This window comes from Limosilactobacillus avium (assembly GCF_947381485.1).
Lineage (GTDB): Bacteria > Bacillota > Bacilli > Lactobacillales > Lactobacillaceae > Limosilactobacillus > Limosilactobacillus avium.
This window is the reverse complement of record NZ_CANCWN010000051.1, coordinates 1-7,359: the sequence shown is the minus strand read 5'-3', so window position 1 is coordinate 7,359 and position 7,359 is coordinate 1. Positions and strand designations below refer to the sequence as shown.

General features: G+C 50.8%; 5 protein-coding genes and 2 pseudogenes. 3 read left to right on the top strand and 4 right to left on the bottom strand.

Annotated features, from left to right (window positions below; genetic code table 11):
* A pseudogene (locus tag QOS01_RS09955) lies at positions 1 to 226 on the top strand (hypothetical protein); the annotation flags it as partial.
* A gap of 28 nt (positions 227 to 254) precedes the next feature.
* On the opposite strand, the gene QOS01_RS09950 reads toward QOS01_RS09955, so the two are convergent.
* Positions 255 to 1,382, bottom strand: a complete 1,128-nt coding sequence (locus QOS01_RS09950; protein WP_283622215.1) for an MFS transporter — start codon at positions 1,380 to 1,382, stop codon at positions 255 to 257.
* 18 nt (positions 1,383 to 1,400) lie between these two features.
* A pseudogene (locus tag QOS01_RS09945) lies at positions 1,401 to 3,052 on the bottom strand (family 43 glycosylhydrolase).
* A gap of 172 nt (positions 3,053 to 3,224) precedes the next feature.
* Between QOS01_RS09945 and QOS01_RS09940 the strand changes: the two are divergent.
* Together QOS01_RS09940 and QOS01_RS09935 are read left to right on the top strand one after the other, a co-directional pair.
* A complete protein-coding gene (locus QOS01_RS09940) occupies positions 3,225 to 4,052 on the top strand; it encodes an AraC family transcriptional regulator (protein WP_283622214.1) in 828 nt (275 codons plus the stop codon).
* A gap of 110 nt (positions 4,053 to 4,162) precedes the next feature.
* Positions 4,163 to 4,402 carry a cytochrome b5 domain-containing protein gene (locus QOS01_RS09935; protein WP_283622213.1) on the top strand — a complete coding sequence of 80 codons (240 nt, stop codon included), beginning with the start codon at positions 4,163 to 4,165 and terminating at the stop codon, positions 4,400 to 4,402.
* Positions 4,403 to 4,442: 40 nt separating this feature from the next.
* Here the strand turns inward: QOS01_RS09935 and QOS01_RS09930 are convergent, their stop codons facing one another.
* Both QOS01_RS09930 and QOS01_RS09925 read right to left on the bottom strand, forming a co-directional pair.
* On the bottom strand, positions 4,443 to 5,714 hold the full coding sequence (locus tag QOS01_RS09930) for an MFS transporter (protein WP_283622212.1): 1,272 nt from the start codon (positions 5,712 to 5,714) through the stop codon (positions 4,443 to 4,445).
* 6 nt (positions 5,715 to 5,720) lie between these two features.
* A complete protein-coding gene (locus tag QOS01_RS09925) occupies positions 5,721 to 7,151 on the bottom strand; it encodes a glycoside hydrolase family 32 protein (RefSeq protein WP_283622211.1) in 1,431 nt (476 codons plus the stop codon).
* Positions 7,152 to 7,359 lie beyond the last annotated feature (208 nt).

Genomic DNA, 7,359 nt, shown 5'->3' with positions numbered 1-7,359 from the left:
TGAGGTAACACCATTAAAGACCTTGATGGGTTTTTCTGTCCACTTAAATGTTCAACTTAAATTTTACAATCTGCCTAACACTATAGTAGTAAAAAAGTTCTTTCTTGGTCGTTGTGACCAGGAAAGAACTTTTTTATTTGCTTATTTTTTAACGCTCCTGATTGATAACATGCAAATCCCACCGATAAGGGAGAAGAAGAACGCGACCCCGAAGACGGCGGAGTAACCCCACAAAGAAATTACCGTTCCGGCGATTACTGGTGCGACTGCTTGACTAATTGTGTTACCAAGGTTGTAGACCCCAGGAAGAATGCGACCCGGTTTTGGTCCGGGATAACTTCCAGATTCAAGAGGTTATCAAGGGCGTTCCATAGTCCCATTCCCAAGCCGGCGAAGAGGGCGTAGATAATAATCCCGGTAGTGTTTCTGAAGAGGAAGAGGACCAATGCCGCGATTGCCAGGAAAATCGTTGAGAAGCCGACAGGGAACTTTAAGACCTTTAACTTATCGGCGACCGGGCCGGTAAAGAAGCCCATCAAGATACCGAGAACCAGCATGATTCCGTTGATCAACTGGATTGATGACTGGGTCTGACTTCCCCGGTGCAAGAAGTCGGTCATGATGTAGAGAATATAACCGGTGATGGCGAAGTTACCAACCCCCTGGAAAAGCTTCCCGATTAGGGCCAGGTAGTAGTCCCGACCAACTGACCAGCGAGGGAAGACCGTTGAAATGGTGTGCCAGCTGAAATGATGTTTCTTCTTAGGAGCCTTTTCCAGGCGTTCCTCGTCTAGGTTAGCGGGTTCGTGAACGATCAGGACGGCAATCAGGGTTCCCACGAAGGCGAAGATGCCGAAGACAACGAAGCCGAGACGGAACTGACTTAAGAGCAGGGCCCCAACGACATTAAATCCGTTGTTCCCCAGAGCAAAGCCCAATCCACCATAAGCGGACGAGGCGGTTGCCCGGTAGTCCTCTGGTGCAAAGTCAATCCAAGCGACCATTGGAGCAACGATGAAGTTCAGGGCCACTTGCCCAACCATCCAGGAAATCAGTAGTGCGGGGATGTTGTAACAAAGCGAGGCCCCAATCATGGCGAGCATGAAGCAGAAGCCCCCGCCGACAATCCAGGGAGCCCGTTTCCCGAAACGTGACCGGGTCCGGTCAGAAAGGGCCCCGGCAACCATATTGGAGATTGCCGCAAAAATCATTCCCATCGTTGAAAAGAGGGCGACTAATTGAACCTTGTTCGGCGCATCGATTTTCTGAATCAGAGCCGGGAGGAAGAGACTGTTCATGACAACGTATGGTCCCAACCAACTTGCGGGGCCGATTACCAGCGCGGGTAGTAATCGTTTCAGACTAATTGTTACTTTATTCATGGCTAAACCCGCCTTCCTTTAGAAGTTATTTTTGACACTGTAGTATGCAAAATCACCGTGGGACCGGTGCTCAAAGGCATCCACCGCCCCGATGAAGTTGAAAAGACCCGTGAAACCACCAATCTCACCCGGTTCACCGTTGACCCCTTCATCAGATAGGTAGGCGAGGTCAAACTCCTTGCCTAGTGGCTGCCAGGTACCGTCAGTGAAACGGTACTCGACGGTTGCCTTGCCTTGCCTTGCCGATAGTTGATCCGGATTTCGGCAACGTGGTTAGGAACGGGGACCTCGTCAAAGACGTAGTCAATCCGTTCACCCAGCTTGGCCTGAAGGATGCGGAGGACGAGTTCTTGCTCATCATCTGACAGGCACAGGCGGACGTAGAACCAGTTATTGGAATCGTAGTAGAGTCCCAGGCCAGCTGTCTCGGAGTAGTGGGTGGGATGGAACTCAAGCTTGGTTTGGAGCTGGTAGTCCATTGATGTTGCCCGGGTCCCCATGATTGATGGGCTAACCTGGGAGAAGAAGGAGTTGCGTCCACTGATCTGCAGCTTGCCGTCCACGACCTTAACCCAGCTGGTGTCCTGCTTATGGTAGGGCGTCATAAACCGTTGGTCGTAGTGGTCGTTCGTGAAGTGGTCATCGATGTCAAAGGCGTGACGGTCCTGCTTGTCGTCAGCACCGTCAACGGCTACTTCTTGCTTGGCAAGGTTACTGCCATCAGCCATCTCTAGCCACCCGTCCTTAGTCCAGTCCATCTTTTGAAGGCCAGTTTCACGCCCCAGTGGATTAAGCTTAGTTCCGGTAAGGGGACGGGACATCAGGTGGGCGATGTACCACTCACCAGCAGGTGTTTCCACCAGCGAACCGTGCCCCGCCTTTTGAATCGGGGAGTGCGGGTTGTACATTTCGAAGTGGCCCGCATCCGGGTCGCCGAGGGAGAAGAGGTGGTGGGGTGAAGCGGTAAGAATTGGTTCGTGGCTCGGGTTGGGCGCATAGGGGCCAAAGATGTTTTTAGCCCGGCCCATCTCGACGCCATGGGCATAGCCGGTACCCCCGGAAGCCAGCATCAGGTAGTAGTAGTCCCCACGTTTGTAGATCTGTGGCGCCTCAACGCAGCCCCGGCTGGTAAAGCCGGTGGTAATCCGGTGCCAGTCCCCAACTTCGCCAGTTGATAAGTTGACTTGAGCAATGACAATGTGTCCAGGTGCCTGGTAGCCTTCCCGGGTCTCCCATTCCAGGACGGCAATGTAGTGCTTGCCGTTTTCGTGGAACAAGGAGGGGTCGAAGCCGATGGAAGTTAGGTACAGGGGCTTTGACCAGGGGCCCATGATGGAGTCAGCGCAAATCGCGTAGGATTCTGCATTGAATTCCCGCCCGGCCATGTTCTGAATGTGGCAGTAAGCGATCCAGTACTTTTTGGTTTGGGGATCATAGGAGAGGTGTGGGGCCCAAATCCCGGCTGGGGTATTTGTTCCCTGAAGGTTTAGTTCCTCATCCTTGAGGGCGTAGGTGATTAGCTGCCAGTTAACCAGGTCCTTTGAATGAAAGATCTGGATTGCCGGTTGCCAGTGAAAGGTAGAGGTTGCAATGTAATAATCTTCATCTACGCGAAGAATTGAAGGGTCCGGAGCCATTCCGGGAATGATTGGATTAGTAATAGTTGTCATATTATCTTCTCCTTCCAAAGCCTGTTAGTTAACGCTTTTGCGAGTTAGTTGTTTTATTAAATTAATTCAAGTAGAATAATATATTGAAAGCGAATTCAAGGCAATGGAATTTAGCGCTTCTGTATAGAATTAAATGCTAACGGGTAAGAAATGTAATGTTGGGAGGGAGAATATGCCAGAAACTCACCACGAAAATATTGTCGTCAACACGACATTGGGGATCCGCTTTGTCCGGTCGAAAGTGACGACTAGTGGTTACGTGCCCTTTCACTGGCACAGTAGCATTGAAATTGTCTGTGTCTTACATGGCCAATTAAGGTTCAACATTAGTGGTCATAGCTATACCGTGGGGGCGAACCAATTTATTATCGTACCCTCCGGGGTTGTTCATGATGTTGCCAACACCCCTAATAAGGCGGTGGTCATGCAGATTCCTTTGCCAGCGCTCGAACGTTACGTTGACCACCCCGAGCGGGTGAGTTTTAAAAACGGCTGCCATGACCTACCGGAATACCACCAGATTGTTGGATTAATTAACCAATTTGATGTTGTCGAAGCCCAGCAGACCACGGCCGGCCGCTTTGAAAGTGAGATTATCCTATTGCAGATTCTCAAGCTCCTGTTTACAAGAATGGTCAGTCGAAAGCGTCTGCCAGCCGATAACAGTCGAATCAAGGAAGTGATCGTTTTTATTAATGGCCATTACAGGCAGAAACTGACGGTTGCAATGCTGGCCAAGAAGTTTGGTTACAACCCCAGCTACCTTTCACGGATGTTCAAAGAGCAGACGGAGATCTCGTTAATCAAGTATATTTACGAGGTTAAAATCAACCACTTCTACCAGGACATTATTAAGACTGACCGACCAATCAGCGACCTGTTAAGAAAAAACGGCCTGACCAACCAGCGGACTGCCCGGGAAACCTTTAAGGAAATGTTTGGGATCTTACCGAATGAACTTCGTCGGCAATACACAAAAACGGGAGTAAGACAGGACTAGTTGACTGGTCCTGCCCCACTCCCTCGAGAAGGCAATTAATAATTTTTACTTAACTTCCCCCCTGGGCCATGTTATAGTTAAAACAACAAAGATTAGAGGAGGTCACCACGATGGCTGAGAAAACATTTACGAAGAACGAATTAGCAAAGTACAATGGCCAAAATGGTCAACCGGCTTATGTAGCCGTGCAGGGGGTTGTCTACGATGTTTCGGACAAGGCCGCCTGGCAGGGTGGCAAGCACCATGGTAACGTTGCCGGACAGGACTTAACCGCTGTCTTGTTAAACAAGTCGCCCCATGGTGACCGGGTCTTGAAGGGCCTACCAGTGGTTGGAAAAATGAGTGATTAAAAAAACAGCTGCGCAGTTTTGCGCAACTGTTTTTTTGTTTTTAGTCCTTACTCAACGGCTGACCATTAACGTCAACGTTATCCTTCTTCAGGATGAAGTTTGCGTAGATCCCGGCAATCAGCGTGATTCCAGAGATAACCAGGAAGGTGTGGCTGTAACCGATGTGGTCCCGCAGGTCACCGAGGGGTGTGGAGAAGATGATTTGACCAACCTGAGCGGCAATCTGGTAACCAACCATGTAAAGGGTGGCAGAAACCTTAGTATCAAAGTGAAGCGTGAAGTAACGGAAGAGGCCGAGGGCGAAGCAGGCCGTTTCTGGGGCGTGGAGTAACTTGATGCAGGAGACGCCAAGTGGGTTAGTAACCAGGCCACAGCCCCCAATCCGGATAACCATGATGGTGATCCCGACCAGCAGGGTCTTGCGGACTCCAATCTTCTTCATCAGCCATGGAACACAGGCCATCATGATGGCTTCCAGGAAGACTTCCACGGAGTTTAGAACCCCGTACATTTGTTGGCCGAGGGCCTTGGTAGCGAAGAATTGGGTGAAGAATTGGGGGAACATCTGTTGGTCAAAGACGGTGTAGAACGTCCAGGAGAAGATGATGTAGATGATGATTTGCCAAAGGGCCTTCATCTTGAAGACACCGAAAATTTCCTTAAGAGAAGCAGTTGAGCTTTCCTTTGCGTTTTCAACCTTGTTTTCGTAGAGGTCAATCATCTTTTGGTTCTTCTCGGGGTGAACAAATACCAAGAGTAAGAAGAGCAGCAGTGCGATGAACGATGAGAGCCAGAAGACCAGGTTAGGACTGATCGTGAAGAGGAAGCCGGCAAGCAGGGCAGAAACCGCGTACCCGAAGGAACCCCATGACCGGGCCTGACCGTATTCAAACCGGTAACGCCGACTAATCCGTTCCGTGACCGCTTCGAAGGTTGGGGAAGCAGCCAGGAAGGCGAATGACAGGTAGAGGGAACCAAGAAAGGTCCCGAGGTAGAAGCTACTGTGGAGCAGTGGGGCGTAGAGCCAGGTAAAGAATGGGCCAAGCAGCATTTCCATGACGGAACAGAAAATTAATAGGTGCCGTTTCAAACCGAGACGGTCTTGAATCGCCCCGTAGACGAACATCAGGATCAGGGTGATGGCGGAGTTAAATGAGTAAATGGTCCCCACTTGTTCACCGGAGAAGTGCAGGGTGTTGGTCAGCCAGATCTGGAAGAATGACCACCAGATTCCCCAGGCAGTGAAGAAGAGGAGGATGTTTAACGAGTCGAACCGGTAGAAGGGGTTCTTGAATAAGCTTTTCTTTTTCATGGTGTTTTATCCTTTCATGTTAAGAGTGTAAGCTTTGATGGCGGTAGCGGTTGGCCGGCTGGCAGCAATCGTGGTCATGACCGGTTGCTGGTCGTTGTAGTAGCGCTCAGTGAAGGTCGCTGCACCGTCGTTAAGAAAAATTTCGACCGAACTAGTGTCAACAAAGATCCGGGCCCGTAGCTGGTGAAGATGGCCAATCGTGGCGTAGCGGTCACTAGCCTGGTTGTGCTGGTGCACTGTTACCTCACCAGATGCTTGGTCGTAACGCAGGCTAACCAAAACCTCGTCATTGTTGGCAATCTGCCAACTGACCTGTCCATCGTTGCCTGTCAAATCAAAGGTCAGGGCCCACTCGGTGTGCTGGGGGTCAGTAACCGCAAGTTGGTGCGGTGAATGAATAATTGCTAAAGTATTAAGATCTTCCCCCGTGCGCAACCGGGTTGTCTCCTGTGCGGGAATGGCGCCCATCCGGTTACCGCGCATCACTAGTTCGCGCGGCAAGGTCAGGGCCCCGGCCCAACCATCAGCCTGCTCAAGCATCGGTTTGTCAAAGGAACTGAACCAAGCAAACTGGATTCGCCGGCCGTCCGGTGTCAGAAACGACTGGGGCGCATAAAAGTTGTGCCCGTAATCCAACAGGTGGAGGTCGTAGTGGTCGAAGTGGGCCTGATCATAGTCCAGCTGGCCCACAAAGTACCCGGTCTGACTCAGGTTGAGGAAACGGTGCCGCTGGGGCTTGATTCCCATTGGTGAGCAGGCGATAATGTCCTGACCGTTAAGTCGGAAGAAGTCCGGGCACTCCCACATCGAACCCTCGAGCGCGATATCCTGCGACTCAGTGATGGGCCCGCGCGCCTGCCAATTTAGCAGGTCACTAGACTGGTAAAGGAGGATGCGGGCACGGTTATTCTCCTGCTCCCGACTACCGAGGACCAGGTAGTACTGGCCATCGTGTTCCCAGACTTTGGGATCCCGGAAGTCCTGGCTATTGTCCGCCGGGGCCTTGATCACAGGGTTATTCGCGTACTTGGTAAAGTGGATGCCGTCGTCACTGTAGGCCACATTTTGGTCTTCCCAGAAGTGGTCCTGGTTGCCGTCATCGTAGTAGTGATGACCCGTGTAAACCAGGTAGAGGCGGTCGTCCTTGACGATGGCCGACCCGGAAAAACAGCCCCCGGAGTCTTCGGGATCACCGGGAACCAGGGCGACCGGTAAATCCTCCCAGTGAACTAAGTCTTTACTCCGCACATGGCCCCAGTGCATTGGTCCCCACTCAGCAGAGTAGGGATGGAACTGGTAGAAAACATGGTAATAGCCCTTGAAGAAGCAAAGACCATTGGGATCGTTCAGCCAGCCGGCCGGTGTTTGGATATGGTAGTGTTCGCGATAGCGGGTGTTCGTAACTTTGGCCACCCGCGCTTCATCAATTTGCCGCAATATAACTGACTCCCTTCGTTCCTTGTAACCGTTTACGATAATGATTGTAAGCGCCTTTGCTAAAATTGTCAATCGTTTATCAAAATAAATGTTAAACGATTATCAAAAATATTCTGCGCCATTATTTACGGACGCGGTTTGTAAAATTAAGTTAGAAAAATAAAAAAGTCATTTGTGATAGACTTTTGAATAACCACAAACAAAAGTA